Source organism: Roseomonas mucosa ATCC BAA-692, from assembly GCF_000622225.1.
Taxonomy (GTDB): Bacteria; Pseudomonadota; Alphaproteobacteria; order Acetobacterales; family Acetobacteraceae; genus Roseomonas; species Roseomonas mucosa.
On sequence record NZ_JHWD01000001.1, the window covers coordinates 31,281 to 48,991 of the forward strand.

At 61.0% G+C, this 17,711-nt stretch carries 23 protein-coding genes; 14 read left to right on the plus strand and 9 right to left on the minus strand.

Features of this window, described 5'->3' with window-relative positions:
- Nucleotides 1-5: 5 nt before the first annotated feature.
- Genes trbG through BT98_RS0100195 form a run of 3 tightly spaced genes read left to right on the plus strand, consistent with a single transcriptional unit; the run spans nucleotide 6 to nucleotide 2,430 of the window.
- Entirely contained in the window at nucleotides 6-974 is a 969-nt protein-coding gene (gene trbG, locus BT98_RS0100180; RefSeq protein ID WP_230450753.1) for a P-type conjugative transfer protein TrbG, read from the plus strand.
- Nucleotides 971-2,191: a TrbI/VirB10 family protein gene (locus BT98_RS26400; RefSeq protein ID WP_072492853.1), complete on the plus strand. Its 1,221-nt coding sequence runs from the start codon at nucleotides 971-973 to the stop codon at nucleotides 2,189-2,191. Before trbG ends, BT98_RS26400 begins: the two co-directional genes overlap by 4 nt.
- 2 nt (nucleotides 2,192-2,193) lie before the next feature.
- A complete protein-coding gene (locus tag BT98_RS0100195) occupies nucleotides 2,194-2,430 on the plus strand; it encodes a DUF2274 domain-containing protein (RefSeq protein WP_027297080.1) in 237 nt (78 codons plus the stop codon).
- Here the strand turns inward: BT98_RS0100195 and BT98_RS0100200 are convergent.
- The gene (locus BT98_RS0100200; protein ID WP_027297081.1) at nucleotides 2,427-3,329 is read right to left on the minus strand and encodes a LysR family transcriptional regulator; all 903 of its coding nucleotides are present in this window, start codon (nucleotides 3,327-3,329) and stop codon (nucleotides 2,427-2,429) included. The two genes, BT98_RS0100195 and BT98_RS0100200, sit on opposite strands and share 4 nt — an antisense overlap.
- Nucleotides 3,330-3,542: 213 nt before the next feature.
- On the opposite strand from BT98_RS0100200, the gene BT98_RS26405 reads away from it, so the two are divergent.
- Both BT98_RS26405 and BT98_RS26410 read left to right on the plus strand, forming a co-directional pair.
- Nucleotides 3,543-4,076 (plus strand): MarR family winged helix-turn-helix transcriptional regulator, encoded by a 534-nt coding sequence (locus BT98_RS26405; protein WP_081798498.1) that lies wholly within the window; start codon nucleotides 3,543-3,545, stop codon nucleotides 4,074-4,076.
- Nucleotides 4,077-4,103: 27 nt separating this feature from the next.
- Nucleotides 4,104-5,072 (plus strand): YeeE/YedE thiosulfate transporter family protein, encoded by a 969-nt coding sequence (locus BT98_RS26410; RefSeq protein ID WP_072492851.1) that lies wholly within the window; start codon nucleotides 4,104-4,106, stop codon nucleotides 5,070-5,072.
- Here BT98_RS26410 and BT98_RS27940 read toward each other — a convergent pair.
- The 5 genes from BT98_RS27940 to gap form a co-directional block, all read right to left on the minus strand.
- Nucleotides 5,052-5,516, minus strand: a complete 465-nt coding sequence (locus tag BT98_RS27940; RefSeq protein WP_072492850.1) for a DUF6314 family protein — start codon at nucleotides 5,514-5,516, stop codon at nucleotides 5,052-5,054. The genes BT98_RS26410 and BT98_RS27940 overlap by 21 nt on opposite strands.
- Nucleotides 5,517-5,527: 11 nt before the next feature.
- Nucleotides 5,528-6,034 carry a YkgB family protein gene (locus BT98_RS0100205; protein WP_027297082.1) on the minus strand — a complete coding sequence of 169 codons (507 nt, stop codon included), beginning with the start codon at nucleotides 6,032-6,034 and terminating at the stop codon, nucleotides 5,528-5,530.
- A gap of 35 nt (nucleotides 6,035-6,069) precedes the next feature.
- Entirely contained in the window at nucleotides 6,070-6,579 is a 510-nt protein-coding gene (locus tag BT98_RS26420; protein ID WP_072492849.1) for a MarR family winged helix-turn-helix transcriptional regulator, read from the minus strand.
- Between the two features lie 92 nt (nucleotides 6,580-6,671).
- Nucleotides 6,672-6,893 carry an XRE family transcriptional regulator gene (locus BT98_RS0100210; protein WP_197430705.1) on the minus strand — a complete coding sequence of 74 codons (222 nt, stop codon included), beginning with the start codon at nucleotides 6,891-6,893 and terminating at the stop codon, nucleotides 6,672-6,674.
- Between the two features lie 141 nt (nucleotides 6,894-7,034).
- A complete protein-coding gene (gene gap, locus BT98_RS22650) occupies nucleotides 7,035-8,042 on the minus strand; it encodes a type I glyceraldehyde-3-phosphate dehydrogenase (RefSeq protein ID WP_037249475.1) in 1,008 nt (335 codons plus the stop codon).
- A 324-nt stretch (nucleotides 8,043-8,366) separates the two neighbouring features.
- Here gap and rpiA point away from each other — a divergent pair, with 324 nt between their 5' ends.
- Both rpiA and BT98_RS0100230 read left to right on the plus strand, forming a co-directional pair.
- Entirely contained in the window at nucleotides 8,367-9,002 is a 636-nt protein-coding gene (rpiA, locus tag BT98_RS0100225; protein WP_230453149.1) for a ribose-5-phosphate isomerase RpiA, read from the plus strand.
- Between the two features lie 311 nt (nucleotides 9,003-9,313).
- Nucleotides 9,314-9,808 (plus strand): MarR family winged helix-turn-helix transcriptional regulator, encoded by a 495-nt coding sequence (locus BT98_RS0100230; protein ID WP_230450755.1) that lies wholly within the window; start codon nucleotides 9,314-9,316, stop codon nucleotides 9,806-9,808.
- A 20-nt stretch (nucleotides 9,809-9,828) separates the two neighbouring features.
- On the opposite strand, the gene BT98_RS0100235 is transcribed toward BT98_RS0100230, so the two are convergent.
- From BT98_RS0100235 to BT98_RS0100240, 3 genes are all read right to left on the minus strand, one after another.
- Entirely contained in the window at nucleotides 9,829-10,590 is a 762-nt protein-coding gene (locus BT98_RS0100235; RefSeq protein WP_051544219.1) for a ZIP family metal transporter, read from the minus strand.
- A 76-nt stretch (nucleotides 10,591-10,666) separates the two neighbouring features.
- Nucleotides 10,667-11,203: a peptide-methionine (S)-S-oxide reductase MsrA gene (gene msrA / locus BT98_RS26425; RefSeq protein ID WP_072492901.1), complete on the minus strand. Its 537-nt coding sequence runs from the start codon at nucleotides 11,201-11,203 to the stop codon at nucleotides 10,667-10,669.
- Between the two features lie 28 nt (nucleotides 11,204-11,231).
- Nucleotides 11,232-12,458, minus strand: a complete 1,227-nt coding sequence (locus BT98_RS0100240; protein ID WP_027297088.1) for a bifunctional alpha/beta hydrolase/OsmC family protein — start codon at nucleotides 12,456-12,458, stop codon at nucleotides 11,232-11,234.
- Between the two features lie 226 nt (nucleotides 12,459-12,684).
- On the opposite strand from BT98_RS0100240, the gene BT98_RS0100245 reads away from it, so the two are divergent.
- The 7 genes from BT98_RS0100245 (at nucleotide 12,685) to BT98_RS0100275 (ending at nucleotide 17,693) form a co-directional block, all read left to right on the plus strand.
- Complete coding sequence (locus tag BT98_RS0100245) at nucleotides 12,685-13,560, plus strand: LysR family transcriptional regulator (protein WP_027297089.1); 876 nt, start codon at nucleotides 12,685-12,687, stop codon at nucleotides 13,558-13,560.
- Nucleotides 13,561-13,706: 146 nt separating this feature from the next.
- Nucleotides 13,707-14,150 (plus strand): peptide-methionine (R)-S-oxide reductase MsrB, encoded by a 444-nt coding sequence (gene msrB, locus BT98_RS0100250; protein WP_024350804.1) that lies wholly within the window; start codon nucleotides 13,707-13,709, stop codon nucleotides 14,148-14,150.
- Nucleotide 14,151: 1 nt separating this feature from the next.
- Complete coding sequence (msrA, locus tag BT98_RS0100255) at nucleotides 14,152-14,691, plus strand: peptide-methionine (S)-S-oxide reductase MsrA (RefSeq protein ID WP_027297090.1); 540 nt, start codon at nucleotides 14,152-14,154, stop codon at nucleotides 14,689-14,691.
- A 134-nt stretch (nucleotides 14,692-14,825) separates the two neighbouring features.
- The gene (locus BT98_RS0100260) at nucleotides 14,826-15,530 is read left to right on the plus strand and encodes a glutathione S-transferase N-terminal domain-containing protein (protein WP_027297091.1); all 705 of its coding nucleotides are present in this window, start codon (nucleotides 14,826-14,828) and stop codon (nucleotides 15,528-15,530) included.
- On the plus strand, nucleotides 15,527-16,495 hold the full coding sequence (locus tag BT98_RS0100265; protein WP_027297092.1) for a magnesium and cobalt transport protein CorA: 969 nt from the start codon (nucleotides 15,527-15,529) through the stop codon (nucleotides 16,493-16,495). Before BT98_RS0100260 ends, BT98_RS0100265 begins: the two co-directional genes overlap by 4 nt.
- 106 nt (nucleotides 16,496-16,601) lie before the next feature.
- On the plus strand, nucleotides 16,602-17,162 hold the full coding sequence (locus BT98_RS0100270; RefSeq protein WP_230450757.1) for a hypothetical protein: 561 nt from the start codon (nucleotides 16,602-16,604) through the stop codon (nucleotides 17,160-17,162).
- Between the two features lie 81 nt (nucleotides 17,163-17,243).
- Nucleotides 17,244-17,693: a hypothetical protein gene (locus BT98_RS0100275; protein WP_027297094.1), complete on the plus strand. Its 450-nt coding sequence runs from the start codon at nucleotides 17,244-17,246 to the stop codon at nucleotides 17,691-17,693.
- The last annotated feature ends 18 nt before the right edge of the window (nucleotides 17,694-17,711 follow it).

The following is a 17,711-nucleotide window of genomic DNA, read 5'->3' on the forward strand; positions in this document are numbered from 1 at the left end:
TCCCGATGGTCCTGCTGGCGACAACTGCGCTCGCGGGCTGCGCCACCACGAACCCACCGCCCGAGATCTCCTACGACAACGCGGCTCCCGCCGTGCAGACCGTCGATCCGCCAGCGCCTGTCACCGTGGTCGAACTGCCGCGGCCGCTGCCGCTACCCGGCCAGTTGCAGCGTGTGCCGGAGACGCGACGCGCGCCCGAGCCCGCCAACCCAACGGCGCGCGTCAACCAGGCTAATGAGGCGGCCCGCGTCCAGCCGGTGCGCGACGGCTTCATCAACTCCATGCAGGTCTATCCCTGGACGCAAGGCGCGCTCTATCAGGTATATACCGCTGTCGGTCAGATCACCGACATTGCGCTTCAGCCCGGCGAACAGCTCGTCGGCGCAGGCCCTGTTGCGGCCGGGGACACGGTGCGCTGGATCATCGGCGACACCGAGAGCGGATCGGGCGCGACGCGCCAGATCCACATCCTCGTGAAGCCCACACGGGCCGACCTGATGACGAACCTGGTCATCAACACCAACATGCGCACCTATCACATGGAGTTGCGGTCGACAGAGCGAACCTACATGGCTTCAGTGTCCTGGCAGTATCCGCAGGATCAACTCATCGCGCTGCGCCGGCAGAATGCCGACGCGCAGGCCGCTCAACCGGTTGCGAGCGGTGTCGATCTCGCGAACGTCAATTTCCGCTATGCCATCGAGGGTGACCGCGCTCCTTGGCGCCCACTGCGCGCCTTCGACGACGGTCGCCAGGTCTTCATCGAGTTTCCGCGAGGCATTGGTCAGGGCGAGATGCCGCCGCTGTTCGTCGTCGGGCCCGAGGGCAACACCTCAGAACTGGTGAACTACCGCGTTCGCGGCCACCACATGATCGTCGATCGACTCTTCGCGGCGGCGGAACTGCGGTTCGGTTCCGGTCGCGAGCAGAAGCGCGTCAGGATCGTCCGAACAGACGGGAGGCCCACCTCGTGAGCGCGAACTCGCCCCCAAATGAGGAAGTGCCAGACGATGATGCACAGCCCCTGACCGGTGAGCCGGTCGGGCCAGCGCCGATGCGTCTGCGCGCCGAACCGCCCCGCGTCACTCGACTATCGCGCAAGGTCCTCGCCGGCCTTGGTCTTGTCGCCAGCGTCGGCCTCGGCGGTGCACTGCTCTACGCGCTGCAGACGCGCGACGCCGGTCGGCCCAACGACGAACTCTATTCGACCGAAAATCGCTCGACGGCTGACGGCTTGGCCGGCCTGCCGCGAGATTACAGTGGCGTGCCGCAGCTCGGTCCGCCCCTTCCCGGTGACCTCGGCCGGCCGATCCTCAGCACCCAGGATCGCAGACAGCCCGTGCCCGCACCCGGTATCGCCACGCCCAACCCCGGTATCAGCGCGGAAGAGCAACGCCGCCTTCAGGAAATCGAGACCGCACGCACCAGCCGTCTGTTTTCCGGATCGGAAAGCCGGGGCGCTCCCGCTGCAGCGGGAGCTGCCCCAGCACTCCCGTCCGCCCCGGATTTGGCGAGCCTCGGCCTCGCACCTCCGCCGGCCACCCCCTCCGCACAGGAGCGTCAGAACGCTTTCCTGAACGCAGCGACCGATCGACGGACGGTGTCGCCCGATCGCGTCGTTGCTCCAGCGTCGCCAAATGTCCTTCAGGCCGGCGCAGTTATCGCAGCAGCTCTCATAACCGGCATCCGATCCGACCTTCCGGGCCAGATCACCGCTCAGGTGACCGAAAACATCTACGACAGCCCGACAGGGCGCATTCTGCTCGTGCCACAAGGCACGCGGGTTATCGGCCAGTACGATAACAATGTGCAATTCGGTCAAAGCCGCGTCCTGCTAGTCTGGAATCGACTGATTTTCCCAAATGGCCGTTCAATAGTGCTCGAGCGCCAGCCCGGCGCAGACGTCGAAGGCTATGCCGGCCTGCAGGATGGCGTCGATTACCACTGGTGGGATCTTGCCAAGGCCGCCGGCCTCTCGACTCTTCTCGGAGTCGGCGCCGAGCTCGCCGCCGACAATGACGACCGTCTCATCCAGGCGATCCGGAATGGCGGTCAAGACACGATCAACGATGCCGGTCAGCAGATCGTCAGACGGCAACTCAACGTGGCTCCAACATTGACGATCCGACCGGGATTTCCTGTGCGTGTTGTCGTGACCCGTGATCTCGTACTCGAACCTTATGGGGGCTGATGATGTCGAAGCTCAAGCTGGGGCCGATCGCCGACCAGAAGCCGATCAAGGTTCAGGTAGAGCTGCCGGCGGCTCTCCACCAAGACCTTTCTGATTACGCGGATTTGTTGGGACGCGAACAAGGCCTGCCTGCTGTCGAGCCCGCGCGGTTGATCGTACCGATGCTGCAGCGGTTCATCGCAACCGATCGAGGTTTCTCGAAGGCTAGGCGTACGAAGACCCAGAACGCCTCCGATTAGCTGGCGCTGCTCTGCTTGAAGGCTGGCAGGACATCGAAGCACTTCAGCAGCAGCGGCAGAGCCGGATTGTCGTTATCGCTCGACGAAATCATAGCCGCCGTCGGCGCGCGCGCTGGTGTGAGCGGAACCAATGCAATATCGGGCCGATGCACGACGCTCGTTATCGTCAGCCCGAAGCCTTGCTCGACCATGGTCAGAAGTGTTTCCCTGCTGACCTGCTGGATAGATAGTTGGATCGCCTCTTCGGCAGCGCCCAGCATCCGCCGGAGAATAGCTGCGAGTTCGCGCCCGGCACCATCTGAGCGGACAAGAAAGACTTCGTCGCAAATGTCCTCCCAGGCGAGCCGCGGTCGCGACGCGAGTTGGTGTATGGGTGATAGGGCAACGAAGAGGTCGGGTTCGCACAACCGTCGAATCTGAAACGGAGGTCCCTTCGTTGCGCCCAGGCTGATCGCCGCGTCTAGCAGCCCGCGCTCCACGCCGAGGGTGTTCTGCTCTGACGTGCCTTCTTCGAGCTTCACCTCGATCGTCGGGTATCGCTGTCTAAAGGTCGCCAAGAGGTCGATTATGGGACATGCCGGAAACGCCTCGAGCATCCCGAACCTGACTAGTCCAGTCGTAGGTTTACGGACCGATCGCATCTCAGTGGCGGCCTCGCGAAGATACCTCGCTCCGACCGCAGCTTGCTGCAGAAATCGCTCTCCTTCCGGCGTCAATCCAGCGCCCGATCGCGTGCGTTTGAACAGGGAAACGCCAAGCTGCCGTTCGAGCATCTGAACGCGGCGGCTGACCGTTGATTGCGATATCGAAAGGCGGTCCGCCGCCCTGCGGAAACTACCCGCTTCGGCGACATGGATAGCATACTTAAGGTATCGAAGATCGAGCGTCAGATCAGGCATGACGCGCATTCCCCGTTCCCGGCTTCCGTTCACACGAGCAGCGCGCGACGCTCCAAAGCCTTTGCTGGAGGCCCCGCTTTTCGATCTCAGATGGGGAATCCAAGCCGAGCCCATCAGTGAGCATGACCATCTCCGAATCCGTGATAGATGTATGCGCCGGTCATACATATTCGGGCGCTTGATGTCTATGCGTGACGCATATATTCTTTCCGGATGGAGCCCGAGGCCGCCAAATATCATTTTGGTGCACTTGCGCTCGCGGTAGCTGACAGCATCGCGAGCGCATCAGCCTCGCTTTCGCCGAGCGGCCCCGCGGCTGCATTGATGGTTTTCCTTAGCTTCGAGCCGGGATTGCCTATCAGTGTCCTTGCGAGCCGGATCCGGCTTTCGCATGCGGGAACGGTCCGATTGATCGATAGGCTCGAATCCGATCACCTGGTGGAAAGGCGGCGACACACGGCGGACAAGAGGGCGCGCTTTATCCACTTGACCAATGCAGGTGTGAAAATGACCGGCGCTCTGCTCAGAGCGCGCGAACAAGTGATTGCAGCGTGTGTCTCGCCGCTGTCGCCGGCTGACCTGAACAAACTAGGCCGATTGTCCCAGCGGCTCCTTATCGCAAACGGTTACGAGAAATCTGGTGTCGAGACTATGTGGCCCGTGGTTGGCTACCCGGGACAGACACCGGCTGAAAATCCATCTCAGCCCTCCCGCCAGCTGCGCCGGCGCCCTTCGCACAAGGGCTGATGAGAAACCGAGGCAGGCTTGATATCTTTGGCATCGATCGCGTTCGACTTTCTCATATGCATACTGGCCTTCTGGTTCGGGTATTCTGCGAACCGAGGCGGCACGTGCTTGGTCGTAGCGGCTCATGAGTTGCAGCAACGGCGCCGACCAAGAATGTTCGTTGGATTTGTTGCGGCGTCTGCGGCTGCTGGCCTTATTGCGATACCGCTCGCCTGGTCGGGGACGCTGAACGCGACCCTCCCACTCTCGACGAGCGTCAACGGCCTCGTCATCATCGGCGCCATCGCCTTCGGCCTCGGCGCGCTCATAAATGACACCTGCCTGCTAGGTTCACTGGCACGGTTAGGGGATGGAGAGATGCGGTTGCTCGCCCTTCCTGCCGGACTGGCAATCGGCATCTTGGCCGCTGATCTCGGCCGGTTTGGCCCCGTCGCGACATGGCCAAGTTTTATCGCTAGGCCGAGTGTCCCAGGGGGCGCGACGCTTCTCGCCTTAGGCGTGGTGCTCGGGCTAGCGGCGATTTTCGTGTCACGGAAGACCGCACCGCAAAGAAGGCAGAACTGGGCGTTTGGCGCTTCAATGATTGGCCTCGGTATGACTGGTGGGCTTCTCTACGCTCTTTCACCAGCATGGACATTCGCTGACCTCATCCAACGCGGCCTTCCTCTTCGAATGTCGCCGACAGGCGAGGTCGCACTGGTTGCGGTCATTGCCTCTGTTGCGGGAGCAATCACGGCATCCGTGCGTCAGGGTCGCTTGCGTTTCCAGCGACCGACGCTCGCCGGCATCCTGCGGTCGATCGCCGGCGGCGCGTTGATGGGAATAGGCATCGGCCTGATACCCGGTGGCAACGACGCTTTAATCCTTGCCGCAATGCCTACGCTTTCTCCGGGTGGCATTGTCGCCTACCTCGTGATGACGACCACGATCGTTTTTGGATTCGAAGCGCGTGACAGACTGGCCAGGAGCGGCGCGTCAGGCCAGGGGAAAAAGTAGACGGTCCGGCGTCGTTCGTGACACCTTTGAGTACCGGCTCCGCAGGTCGTACGCCTTTCGTGGACCAATGACCCTGATAACTGTCTCGAAAGATCCTGCGTCGAGAATTCGGTAAAAAGCGTGATAGGCGTCGTCACCGCAGACGTGGGTGTCTGTTGCCTCGTACCCCCTATTCTTGCGCGAGAATTCAAGGTTGAGAAACAGCTTCCCGGTGTTCGGTCCGTCTGCGAACTGAACGTCTACTCGGTGGCCGACCGCGCAGTACCGATATTGCCGAGACGCTGAGAGTTCGCGGCCATCCCGAAGCCGAAGTATCCCGCTTTCTCGATAGGTGAGCGCGGATTCACCTGTCGAAGCGAAATCCGCGTCGCCAATCAGTTGTTCGCCCGTCGGATCGACGTTGCGACGAAGCGCCCACTCTCCACGGAGCGTGTCCAAGACCATCGTGCCTATGCTCACGACCGATCGGTGGTCATCGGCCCCAGGCGCTCATTTTTGGGTTGGACCGACGCAAGCAGCAGCACAAGTGATGCCGCCAGCAAGACTGCGTCCTTCAGCAGAAACTGGCCAGGAGCGGCAGATATCGCAGGAAAGCCTCCGGCGGTCGGCTCCCCGACCCCAGGCGTCGTAAAAAAGAAGGTTAGGGTGATGAAGTAGGTCGCCGCCGACATGAGCGCGCCAAGCGCTGAGAAGGATGCGCGGAAAGCCCCTAAGGCCAGCACGACTGCGGTCGACAGCTCGATGACGCCGACAAAGTAACTTTGGCCCTGTACCCCGAACATACCCAGCCAACTCATGATCGGACTATGGCCGATGAAGGGGGCGATGCCATCGGCCTCGTAGGCCGTGAATTTCATCGCGCCGAACCAAGAGAAAACGATCACGAGCGCCCATCTCAACAGCGCCAGTTCCTTCCGACTGCGCTCGGGCACAAGCAATTCATACCGATCGAAAATACTCATATCGAACTCCTCAAAAGGGGATGATCGTCAGGGCGTCACGGACGATGGTGGCCGACTGGGCAATCGGTACAGCGGGCCTGATCGCACAGACGACAGGTTGCCAAGCCGCCGTGGGGGTCCGAGAACAGCGACGACAGGATGTTGTCCGCGGCCCGCTCCAGCACGACGCGATCGTCAGCCGACACTTTGCTCAGCAGCTCGGACACCGCCGCGTTCCGCAGACCTAGCAGCTTGGCCCGCTCCACCTGACCACGCGAGGTCAGCGAGACATGAACTACCCGGCGGTCAGAGGGCGATGGCGATTTCGCCACCAGGCCTTGCTCGCCTAGCCTCTCGACGACGCGAACTGCACCTGCATGCGAAAGCCGGAGAGTTTGCCGTACCTGGCCGATCGACATTCCTGGCGCGTGACCGATCGCGATCAAAGCCGCGGCCGTCTCGCCCCCCGCATTGAATGCTTCAGCGATCGCCAAGCGCACGCGGTCAGACACCGCTTGAGACAGCGCGCCAAAGATGTTGATCAAGCGATCCGAGGGGTCATCCATCGCCGCGACTCACGCAATATATGCGTCTCGCATACAATATCTGTGGGCCGGTGTCGAGCCTCGTGCCGGAGTACAAGCGTTCGCTGGAAGGCTTAGACGTCGTCGGTGCCTACCGGCCCACCTTCGCCCTCCATCCGATTGATCGCACGCACATCCTTGGCGTTGAACTTGAGCCTCACGCCGAGCCCTCCACTATTGTCCTCGCCGATGAAGACCGCGCCGCCGCGTTCGAGCGCGTCCCGCAGCCGCGTCAGATCCGAGGCTGCAAACACGCTGGCGCCGGCTTCGAATTGAGCTAGCGCCTCTTCCTCCAAGCCTGCGATCTTGGCGACATGTGATCGCGGCCACTGAATGAGCGCTCTCGCTGCACGTGCTAGTGGCCCATTCATGTTCAATGCCTCCGTTTCGCGAACGCATCTTGTCGCCAAGATCCGACTTTTCCCGCAACCGATCCGCTAGATGAGCTTCGCCATCACCACGGCGACATCCGCCATGCGTGTCGCAAAGCTCCACTCGTTGTCGTACCAAGCAAGCACGCGAACCATCCGGCCATCGACGACATCGGTCTGGGGTAGCGCGACGATCGAGGATTCGGTCCGGTGGGTCAGATCCACAGACACCAATGGCTCTGTCGTGTAAGCGAGCACCCCACTCATAGGACCACTCGCAGCCTGACGAATGGCGTCGTTCACTTCGTCGATCGTGACCTCCCGGGATGCGGAAATAGCGAGATCGACGACCGATACGTTCGGCGTTGGCACGCGGATTGACGAGCCATGGAGCTTGCCTTTCAGTTCTGGCAGCACGCGTCCGATTGCGTTCGCGGCTCCGGTCGAGGTTGGGATCATCGACAGCGCGGCTGCCCGTGCGCGGTAGAGATCCTTATGCACCGTATCTAGCGTCGGTTGGTCACCGGTATAGGCGTGAACCGTGGTCATGTAGCCCCGCTCAATGCCACATAGATCGTTCAGGATCTTCGCGACGGGGGCGAGGACATTCGTGGTGCATGAGCCATTCGATACGACGACATCATCGGTTGTCAGCGTTTCGTGATTGACCTTGAAGACGATCGTCTTGTCTGCCCCCTCGCTGGGCGCGGAGACGAGCACGCGCTTTGCTCCCGCACGGATGTGCGATTCAGCCTTCTCCCTGGAGGTAAACAGACCTGTGCATTCGAGCGCTACGTCCACTCCAAGCTCATCATGCGGAAGCTTTGATGGATCGCGCTCTGAAGATACTTGGATTTTACCAGACCCGACGTCGATCCAGTCTTCGCCGGTGGCTATTGATCCTTGAAAGGGGCCGTGAACTGAATCGTATTTCAGGAGGTGCGCCAACGTAGCAACCGGCCCGAGGTCGTTGATCGCAACCACCTCGATGTCCTCACGCCGTAGTTCGACGATCGACCTTAAAGCTAGTCGTCCGATCCGACCGAAACCGTTGATTGCGACCTTGACCGTCATGCCTGTGTCCCCTGGTTCGCCGAGATAGTTACGGCATATGCACTTCGCTCAGTGCCGACTGGCACCCGGAGGTGCACTCCGGCAGCGAAAGCTTGCCGATCAGACCATCCGCATTATGTATGCGTCACGCATAGACCTATCCGTCTGCAGGCTGTAGGTCAACGAGGCAATGTCGGCATCGAGGATCAGATTTGCGCTGCCCAGTTTCACAATCGACCTGGTGAAGGCACGCATACCGGCGAGATGAAGTGGCGTTAGATGTTTTCCCAAGAAGCAGAGAAGAGGCTGGCTGCGGCCAGAGCAGTCGACGAGATCGAAGATGGCATGTTCGTTGGCCTTGGGACCGGAAGCACAACAGCCTATGCCATTAAGAGCCTGAGCGACCGCATTCGGCAGGGCCTTCGCATCACCGCTGTCGCCACCTCCCGAGCGACCGAAATGTTCGCTCGTCGTCTCGCGGTGCCGCTCGTTCCTTTTGAGCAGTTCAGTTCGGTAGACCTCACGATCGACGGCGCTGACGAGATCGACTGCCACTTTCAGGCGATCAAAGGCGGCGGCGGCGCCTTGCTCCGAGAGAAGGTCGTGGCCGCCGCTTCTAGCCGGATGATCGTGATCGTAGACGCTAGCAAAGTCGTTCGACGACTCGGCGAGTTTCCTCTGCCGGTCGAAGTCGTGCCCTTCGCGAGCGAGTTCGTTCGAACGCATCTTGCCAAGCTCGGAGCCAGTGTGACGCTTCGCTCGGTCGGCGGAGAACCATTCATCACAGACCAGAGCAATCACATCTTGGATGCAGCCTTCGGCAAGGCCCTTCGGCCGATCGAGATCGCCGGAGCGATCGATGCCATCCCCGGCGTCATGGAGCACGGCTTGTTTCTTAGCGAGATTGACACTGTGGTGGTCGGACGCGGTGAGACGGTCGAGGTGCATCTCAGAAAGCAAGCCCCCGGATCCCTCCGTTAGGTGCCGACGAGGGGTGGCACCTGGCGCAGGCGTGATGTGATTCGGCCGTCAGGCAGCCGAAATCACGACAGCCCACCCCGATCCATAGCCGCCAGGTATCGCCATTTTGTGTGACCCGACGATCGAAGTCCTGTATTTCAATCTTCCGCGCCATCCGCAGCGTATCCTAAACCACTGTAAAGGCGCGCCTTTCGGTTTGCCACAATCCCCCAGCGCCGCAGGGGTATGGCTTGCTGTCTATGCTTCGCGCACATATAGATGGGGCAATGGATGGACCTCGAGATCGAAATATCTTTGGGGCGTTCGCACTCATGATCAGCGACGACATCGTTCGCGCTAGTTCATCGCGGGCGCCAGAAGCTGGACCCGCCGCCTCGGCGCTTGCGTTGATTGCCCATAAGCCAGGGCTATCGATCCGCATGCTGTCAGTTGGGGTGGGACTTTCCCATGCCGCGACCGTCCGCTTGGTGGACCGTTTGTCGACGGAGGGATTGGTCGAGCGGCGTGAGCATTCGACTGACGGGCGCACGCGGTCCCTCCATCTTACAGAGGCTGGCAAGGTCGCGAGCGATGCGGTCTTGGCGTCGCGCGACAAGGTGATCGCTGAGGGACTATCGATCCTCACCCCTACCGAGTTGGACGCCCTTTACAGCATTGCTGAACGCGTGCTGCGCGACCGCTTGGAAAACCTCGAGCATTCCTACCGCATCTGCCGTTTGTGCTGTTACGAGGGCTGCACGAATTGCCCGATCGATGCCGAATTGCACGAGCGCGGGGTAGATCGCGAGAACGGCGGCGAGGCTTAGGGCTCCGGAATTCGCAGGTTTCAGTGTTGAGCGATGAGATACGCCGCCAGGAACCCCACGACCGTGATCAGACCTATGAACGGCGGCGCCTTCTCGAAAGCCTCGGGGATCATGGCCTCCGCCAGCATCGCTATGACCGCGCCAGCTGCGAACGACAGAATGGCAGGGGCTTGAGTGGACGCCGAGCCGAGCAGAAGGTTTCCCGTACCGGCGGCGATGCAAACAAGTAGCGGAATACCGATCCAGACCGCGTAGATATAGCTTCGCGATCGGCCCGCGACCTTCATTCCGGAAGTGCTCGATAGACCCTGTGGCACATTAGCCAAAAAGAAGCCTGCCACTACTGCAAGGCTGATCTTGCCTCCGCCAGCCACGGACATCCCAATCACGAGGGCCTCTGGAATGCCGTCGAGAACGCTGCCGAGCGCAATCGCAGCACCGCTGCCGCGGTGCTCCTGTTCAGTGGCCTGCTCGGTGCATTCACCGCATCGCTTTCGATGCTTCGCGCCCCGCCGAGAGAGAAACCAGTTTGTGCCGCTGAAGATTGCGGCCCCTGCGAGCAGCGCAAAGATCGCCAAGGGTCCCATGCCAGCCGACACGCGATCACCTATGAGTTCGGTAGCGACCACGGCAATCAACACACCACCACCGAAGCCCATCACCGCTGAGATCATGCGGTGAGTGAGTCGCCCGTACAGCACGTCCGCAAGTACCGCCCCCACCAGAAGTCCGCTTCCTGACAAAAGCCCCCACAAGCCGGCGATTGCGTATTCGGGTATCATCGCAAGAACCCGGCTGACCTAGCGACGCGGGGCGAGCGCCATCGCGTGCGTATCGTTGATGACCGTCCCTGCGTGCTCATCGTTTCGCTCGGTCCAGTCGCCAGGCCGGTCGCTCGAAGTGGCAGCTATAGCCGCCGGGTCGACGCTGGAGGTACTGCTGATGCTCTGGCTCGGCCTCCCAGAACGGCTCTTCCGGGTTGATCTCTGACACGACAGGTCCCGGCCAGCGACCCGACGCTTCGATCTCGGCGATTGTCTCCAGAGCAACGTCCATCTGCTTTTCGGACGTGTAGAAAATCGCGGACCGATAGCTTGGTCCGACGTCGCTACCTTGTTGCTCGTATGTCGTCGGATCGTGGATTTGGAAGAAGAGTTCCAGGAGAGCACGATACGTCAGTATCGAAGGATCAAACGTGACCTCCACCGCTTCCGCATGACCATGGTGTCTCGTGTAAGTCGGGTCCGGCAGTTCGCCGCCGATGTAGCCCACACGCGTCGTCACGACGCCCTTCGCGCGGCGAAGTAAATCTTCGAGGCCCCAAAAACATCCACCCGCAAGTATCGCTCGCTCGGTTCGTGTCGGCGTTTGGTCAGTAGTGGGCAGACTCTGCATCCGATCAACCTCCGCTATGTGCACCACATCAGATCGCCGGCGCCGCACCTGCAGGCTGCGCATTGTTCGAAAGTTGGGTCTGCACATCCGAGCCTCGGACGAGTGTCAGGTCGACCGGACACCGATCCGCGATTTCCAGTATGCGCGCCCGCTGTTCATCGTTGAGCGGCCCGTCGAGAAAGACGGTGCGCGTGAAGCGGTCGGGAGGCACCATGTCCGCCACTTTCTCGTGTCGCACGGTCGTCGTCGCTCGCTCCAGCGGAAAGCCTTTGCGGTTCGCGTAAAGACGCATTGTCATCACCGTGCAGGCGGCCAGTCCGGCCGACACCAGTTCGTAAGGAGACAGCCCGCTGCCGAGACCTCCGACCGATTCTGGTTCATCGGCGAACAGCGTGTGCCCGCCACTACGGACCGTGAGTTGGAACTTCCCCGCCAACGTTTCCGACGCCACGACTCCATTCGCTAACTCGACTTGTGGAAGGTCCGCCGCGAGCGGCGGCAGGAAGCGGCTTGCCCACGCTGCGACCATAGCTGAGACGTAATTCGCATCTTCGACATCGGTGAGAAGGTGATCGGCCGTGTCGAGCGAAACAAAGCTCTTGGGATGGCGCGACGCGACGAAGATGCGCGAGGCGTGCTCGATACCCACGACTTGATCCACCGGTGAATGCATCACAAGCACCGGACGTCGAAGGGCAGCGATAGACCTCTCGATGTCCACTTCGTCGACCGTTTCCAGGAAACTGCGGCGGATCAGGAAGGGCCTGCCAGCAATCTCCACAGATGCCTCGCCCTCGCTCGCTATCGCGTCTAGGTCGGCAGGTTGAAAGACGCGCAATATATGCTGAAGGTCAGCCGGGGCGCCGATCGTCACTACCGCCGCGATATCCGGCAAGTCGGCGGCGGCTACGATCGCAGCCGTGCCACCCAGGCTGTGTCCGACAAGGAGGGAGGGCGCCTTACCGGCGACAGCCATGGCCTCCGCGGCGGCCTTAAGATCATCGACGTCGGAAGCGAAGCTTATCGCCTCATCCGCAGAACTCTCGATCCCTGTGCCGGCGAAGTCGAACCGCAAGACGCCGATGCCAGCCCGCGAGAGGGCGCGTGCGATGTACACGGCGGCGCGGCTGTCTTTCCCGCAAGTGAAGCAATGGGCGAAAATAGCCCAGCCGCGAGGCGTACCTTCGGGCGCCTCCAAATACCCGGTTAGATCAGAGCCTCCACCACCGGGAAACGTGAACGGTGTTCCTGTCATAAGCGTCGAGCCTCCCACGGCGACTTAGTGGGTGCACCGGAACCCTTGGGCCCTGGCGGAAGCGCCATCAGGCCCGGACTAGCCGTCCAAGACATTCTTTTTATATGCGTGGTGCATATAGACAAGCCCCTAAAGCGTGATTATATGCGTCGCGCATACTTCTGGTGGCGGTCGAAAAGACCGGTCCTGGAAGCGGCATCAGTCAGGGCGCGCAGGCCGAAGGGCTATGGAACTCAATCAGGTCAGCTATTTCATCAACTTGGCCGAGACGCTGAATTTTACAGCAGCGGCGCGGTTGAGCGGTGTGTCCCAGCCAAGTCTGACACGCGCGATCCGCCGCTTGGAGGAAGAACTCGGCGGTCCGCTCATTTATCGCGATGGGAAGAACAGCCGTCTCACCGGCCTTGGCCAGGACGTGGAGGCTGAGTTTCGGCGCATGTTAGTCGCGATGAAAAGTGTTCGGCATCATTCTGAGAACTGGGCCATGGGAAGGCACCGGGTCTTGGACGTAGCCGTCGCTCCGACCGTCGGGCCGAAGCTTTTCACGACTTTTTTCGAGAGCGCGTTGGCCGAGGTGCCATCGATCGAGATCAAGATGCATTCGCTTGGGGCGAGTGAAGACACATCGGAGGTGCTGTCGGGCAAGTATCACGCATGCATCCTGCCACGCGAGACGCGGCCGGACCGCAAGCTTGATGTGCGACCTCTGTTCCGCGAGCGCTTCGTGCTCGGCTGTTCCGCAAAGCACCCGCTCGCGGCGAGCGATATCGTGCGCGGCGAGGACCTGTTGGAGTTCCCGTTCGTCGATCGTCTGAAGTGTGAGTTTCGCGAGCAGATCCTAGACCATTTCGCACGACGGGAGGTGCTGATGCGACCGCGCTTCCGGTCCGATCGTGACGATTGGGTGCAACGGGTCGTCGCCGAAGGCGAGGCCATATGCATCCTTCCGGAGCGGTCGGCTACAGCCCAAGGTCTGGTTACCCGCCCTATCGACGGGTTCGTCCTCGAACGAGAGGTCGTGATCGCGACGGTCTCCGGCTCCACGGCGCCGGTTGAGATCCGAAAGATCGCGCAGCTGGCGGCCAGATACGCGTGGAACTGAACACCGCTGACACAGCGGAGCTATCGAAACTATACGCACAGCGTATTGGATAAATATATTTGGCACTGCGATAGTCGAGGCGACCGTCAAGCAAGATAAGATGTCCGTAATGTGCCTGGCCCTGTAACCAAGTATTGGAGACGATCATGAAGTTTGAAAAGTCTCAGGCAGCGATCGACCGCCTGACCCCCGAGCAACGCCGGATCACTCAGGAAGACGGCACGGAGCGGGCCTTCACCGGTGAATACAACGACAACAAGGAACCGGGCATCTACGTCGATGTCGTGTCCGGCGAGCCGCTTTTCGCATCGACGGACAAGTTCGAGTCGAAATCCGGCTGGCCCAGCTTCACCAAGCCTATCGTCCCCGCGCACGTGAACGAGGTGCGGGACAGTTCTCACGGCATGGTCCGGACGGAAGTTCGATCGGTCCATGGCGACAGCCATCTCGGCCACGTGTTCCCCGACGGTCCGGCCGACCGTGGCGGACTGCGGTATTGCATCAACTCGGCCGCCCTTCGCTTCATCCCGCGCGATGAGATGGAAGCCGAGGGCTACGGCGAGTATCTCGATCAGGTGGAGGAGGCGTAACATGCATCAGCGCGCTGTTCTCGCAGGCGGATGTTTTTGGGGCATGCAGGATCTGATCCGCAAGCAGCCCGGCATCGTGTCGACCCGCGTCGGATACACCGGTGGCGACGTCCCGAACGCCACCTATCGCAATCACGGCACTCACGCTGAAGGGATCGAGATCATTTTCGACCCGGCAGCGACAAGCTACCGCAACATCCTCGAATACTTCTTCCAGATCCACGACCCGACGACGAAAGATCGGCAAGGCAACGATCGCGGCCTCTCCTATCGATCAGGCATCTACTATGTCGACGAGGAGCAGAAACGGGTCGCCGAGGAGACGATCGCCGACGTCGACGCCTCCGGACTGTGGGACGGAAAAGTCGTCACCGAAGTCGAGCCCGTCGGCGATTTCTGGGAAGCGGAGCCGGAGCACCAAGACTATCTCGAGAAGCGCCCGGGCGGTTACACGTGCCATTTCCCGCGCGCGAATTGGGTGCTCCCCAAGCGTGACGACGCTGGTGCTACCCAGCCTACCACCGGAGCGGCAGCTGAATAGCTGCAGCGCCTATCGCGACATAGCGCTCTGCATCGCAAGCAATGGGACCGCATCGGCGAACGATGCGGTCCTCGAACGGCCCCTCAAGCGGTCATGCCGCTTGCCGGCCATCGATTTGGTAGGATTGCCCCAGCATGCCAGACCTTTCGTCATATCCGATCACCGAGCGCTGGCCTGCCTCCAATCCTGATCTCCTGCAACTCTATGCGGCGCCCACGCCCAACGGCGTCAAGGTGTCCATCATGCTTGAGGAGACCGGGCTGCCATACGAGCCGCACTTTATCGACATCAGCAAAAACGAGACCAAAGACCCCGCATTCGTGTCGCTGAACCCAAACGGGCGGATCCCTGCGATCATCGATCCGTCAGGCCCCGATGGTGAGCCGCTCGGGGTTTGGGAGTCCGGTGCGATCCTCGTTTACCTTGCCGAGAAGACGGGCCGGCTGATCCCACCGGGACAAGCCAGGCGCTATGAGGTGCTGAGCTGGGTATTCTTCCAGATGTCTGCGATCGGCCCGATGTTCGGTCAGCTGGGCTTCTTCCTGCGCTGGGGCGGAAAGGACTACGAAGACAAGCGGCCTCAGCAACGGTTCGCCGACGAGTCGAAGCGCCTGCTGGGAATCTTGGATCGCCAGCTTGATGGGCGCGAGTGGATCGTCGACGACTATTCCATCGCCGACATCGCGACGCTCGGCTGGGTCAATGCCCTGGTCGGCACCTATGACGCCGGCGACCTGTTGCGCATCGCCGATCATCGGAACGTCCGGGGTTGGTTGGATCGCGGCCTCGCTCGACCAGCCGTGCAGCGGGGCCTGGTCATCCCGGCGAGGCCCGCATGAGCGTCATCGCCGCTTATTATTACAACGAGGGTCGCCGCATCCGCGAGGTCGCTATCGACGAGCGGATCGAACTCGACAAGAACCGATCTGGCTTCTGCTGGATCGGGCTCAGCGAGCCTTCGGTCAGCGAACTCAGGGCGCTTCAGGCGACCTACAATCTGCATCCATTGGCGATCGATAACGCGATGCACCCGATGTGCCCGCCGAAGCTCGAAGTCTATAACGGCGAGCTTTACGTCGTCGCTCAGACGGCCGAGCTGGTCGGGGACCGCATACGCTACGGCAAGACGGCGATCTTCACTGGTCACAACCATCTGATCACCGTGCGTCACGGCAACGCCGGAGCGCTCGGCAATCTTCGCGAGCAGCTTGAGGGTTCGCCTGCTCAGTTTGGTAAGGGTGTCGATTACGTCCTGCACGCCATCCTTCACCGCATCGTCGATCAGTATCTGCCGATCTTCGAAATGATCGAAGACGACGTCCTCGCGATGGAGAGGCGATCGCTCGACGACTTCCTGGGGCGGGAGGAGGTCGCGCGCATCTTCGGCTTGCGGTGCGAATTGACCCGTTTCCAGCGAACCCTTGGCGCTATGGCGGAACTGGTGCGCAAGCTTGTTCGCGGACATTTCCCGTGTATCAGCGCTGAGGTGCGGCCGTATTTCAACGACGTTGCCGACCACGTCGACCGCGTCCAGTCCATGGTCGATGGCCTCCTCCAGGTGCTGTCCACGGTCTTCGAATTCAGCAGCCTTCTCGAGGCGCAAAGGACAGGCGTCATCACACGCCAACTCGCTGCATGGGCGGCGATACTCGCGGTCCCTACGGCTATCGCGGGGATATATGGAATGAACTTCAGGAACATGCCGGAGCTGGACACAGCGTACGGCTACTTCGTCGTGCTCGGCCTGATGCTGACGTTCTGTCTTTTCCTGTTCGTCCGCTTCAAGCGAGCCAAGTGGCTGTGATGGCGCTCCGCACCTTCCGTGCTGGTCGGTCACCGCGCCAATGCGCGCCTTCGGTCGGCGCGCAACCCTTACAATCCGAACTCGAGGTGCGTTGATGACAACTCAAGTGACAGACGTTCTGGACGCCGTGCAGTCTTTCGTGGCTAAGGGCTATGACCGAGAGTACCGTGTGAAGGACGGCGCTCTCGTCGATCTCGAGCTCGGATCGACCCTCGACGCATGCAGCATCCGTGTCGATGCCGCGGTACGCCTCGAAAGCGGCGATGGAGCCGAAGACGCATCGAACATCTACGCCATCACCGACCCGGCGACCGAGCACAAAGGTCTGCTGATCGATGCCTTCGATGTGTTCGACGAGATATGCCACCGCGACCTGTCCGAACGGCTTCTTGAGCATCGTGAAACATCTCCGGCCGGTGACGCGGACGTGCCGAGCAAGCATGGGCTGCGCAAGGTCTATAAAAGCGAGTTTGATCGCGACCCTGAGCGTTACGTTCTGCGGGAAGGCTTCCCAGACTTCCCGGCATGCCCGTTCGGGGGAGCCTTCAGCATCCTTGGCTTCGATACAGCAGAACAATCATACGTCTGGCTCGTGACGAGCATTATTCGGGATCCCCGGCTGATAAGGATTCCCTACCAGGGCGAAGACGTGATTCCCGACGAATGAGGTCGGCGCAGCGTGCGGGAACAAATTGGACCCGAACGAAGGATGGGATTTCCCTTTCAGGTCAGCGATAACGAGGCAGAGATGGACTGGAATAAGGACCACATTCGCGAGACCATGCTGTCTCTTGAGACAGCGGCACTGAAAAGCGCTCGCGAGAAGTATCTGGATTACGTTTCCACCGCGCGCCTCGATCGCAGCGAGCCGATCGAGAACGACGAGCAGGCGCAAGCCGAGGTGGCGAGCGATTTCGCTGAGGCGCTCGATGACACTCTCGATGACTATGTTGATAAGCTCGACAAGCTTCGGACGATCGATTTTGGACCGAAGTCAGAAGTCTCGGAAGGCGCCGTCGTCAAGCTGTCCGGCAAGCACTTCGTCATTTCGGTCTCGACTGGCAGGTTCATTTGTCATGGGCAGGAACTGATGGGCATCTCGACGATGGCCCCGATCTACGAGGCGATCGAAGGCGCGCGAGCCGGGGAAACGGTGCAGTTCAATGGCCGCGATTTGACCGTGGAGGCTGTTGCGTAGGCAAGGACCCGCGGTCCT

Bases quoted from the DNA above. Each gene is read 5' to 3' on its own strand.
- trbG (WP_230450753.1), top strand. From the start codon at position 6: ATGGTCCTGCTGGCGACAACTGCGCTCGCGGGCTGCGCCACCACGAAC.
- BT98_RS0100195 (WP_027297080.1), top strand. From the start codon at position 2,194: ATGTCGAAGCTCAAGCTGGGGCCGATCGCCGACCAGAAGCCGATCAAG.
- BT98_RS0100200 (WP_027297081.1), bottom strand. From the start codon at position 3,329: ATGCCTGATCTGACGCTCGATCTTCGATACCTTAAGTATGCTATCCAT.
- BT98_RS26405 (WP_081798498.1), top strand. From the start codon at position 3,543: ATGGAGCCCGAGGCCGCCAAATATCATTTTGGTGCACTTGCGCTCGCG.
- BT98_RS27940 (WP_072492850.1), bottom strand. From the start codon at position 5,516: ATGGTCTTGGACACGCTCCGTGGAGAGTGGGCGCTTCGTCGCAACGTC.
- BT98_RS0100205 (WP_027297082.1), bottom strand. From the start codon at position 6,034: ATGAGTATTTTCGATCGGTATGAATTGCTTGTGCCCGAGCGCAGTCGG.
- BT98_RS26420 (WP_072492849.1), bottom strand. From the start codon at position 6,579: ATGGATGACCCCTCGGATCGCTTGATCAACATCTTTGGCGCGCTGTCT.
- gap (WP_037249475.1), bottom strand. From the start codon at position 8,042: ATGACGGTCAAGGTCGCAATCAACGGTTTCGGTCGGATCGGACGACTA.
- rpiA (WP_230453149.1), top strand. From the start codon at position 8,367: ATGTTCGTTGGCCTTGGGACCGGAAGCACAACAGCCTATGCCATTAAG.
- BT98_RS0100230 (WP_230450755.1), top strand. From the start codon at position 9,314: ATGATCAGCGACGACATCGTTCGCGCTAGTTCATCGCGGGCGCCAGAA.
- BT98_RS0100235 (WP_051544219.1), bottom strand. From the start codon at position 10,590: ATGATACCCGAATACGCAATCGCCGGCTTGTGGGGGCTTTTGTCAGGA.
- msrA (WP_072492901.1), bottom strand. From the start codon at position 11,203: ATGCAGAGTCTGCCCACTACTGACCAAACGCCGACACGAACCGAGCGA.
- BT98_RS0100240 (WP_027297088.1), bottom strand. From the start codon at position 12,458: ATGACAGGAACACCGTTCACGTTTCCCGGTGGTGGAGGCTCTGATCTA.
- BT98_RS0100245 (WP_027297089.1), top strand. From the start codon at position 12,685: ATGGAACTCAATCAGGTCAGCTATTTCATCAACTTGGCCGAGACGCTG.
- msrB (WP_024350804.1), top strand. From the start codon at position 13,707: ATGAAGTTTGAAAAGTCTCAGGCAGCGATCGACCGCCTGACCCCCGAG.
- msrA (WP_027297090.1), top strand. From the start codon at position 14,152: ATGCATCAGCGCGCTGTTCTCGCAGGCGGATGTTTTTGGGGCATGCAG.
- BT98_RS0100260 (WP_027297091.1), top strand. From the start codon at position 14,826: ATGCCAGACCTTTCGTCATATCCGATCACCGAGCGCTGGCCTGCCTCC.
- BT98_RS0100265 (WP_027297092.1), top strand. From the start codon at position 15,527: ATGAGCGTCATCGCCGCTTATTATTACAACGAGGGTCGCCGCATCCGC.
- BT98_RS0100275 (WP_027297094.1), top strand. From the start codon at position 17,244: ATGGACTGGAATAAGGACCACATTCGCGAGACCATGCTGTCTCTTGAG.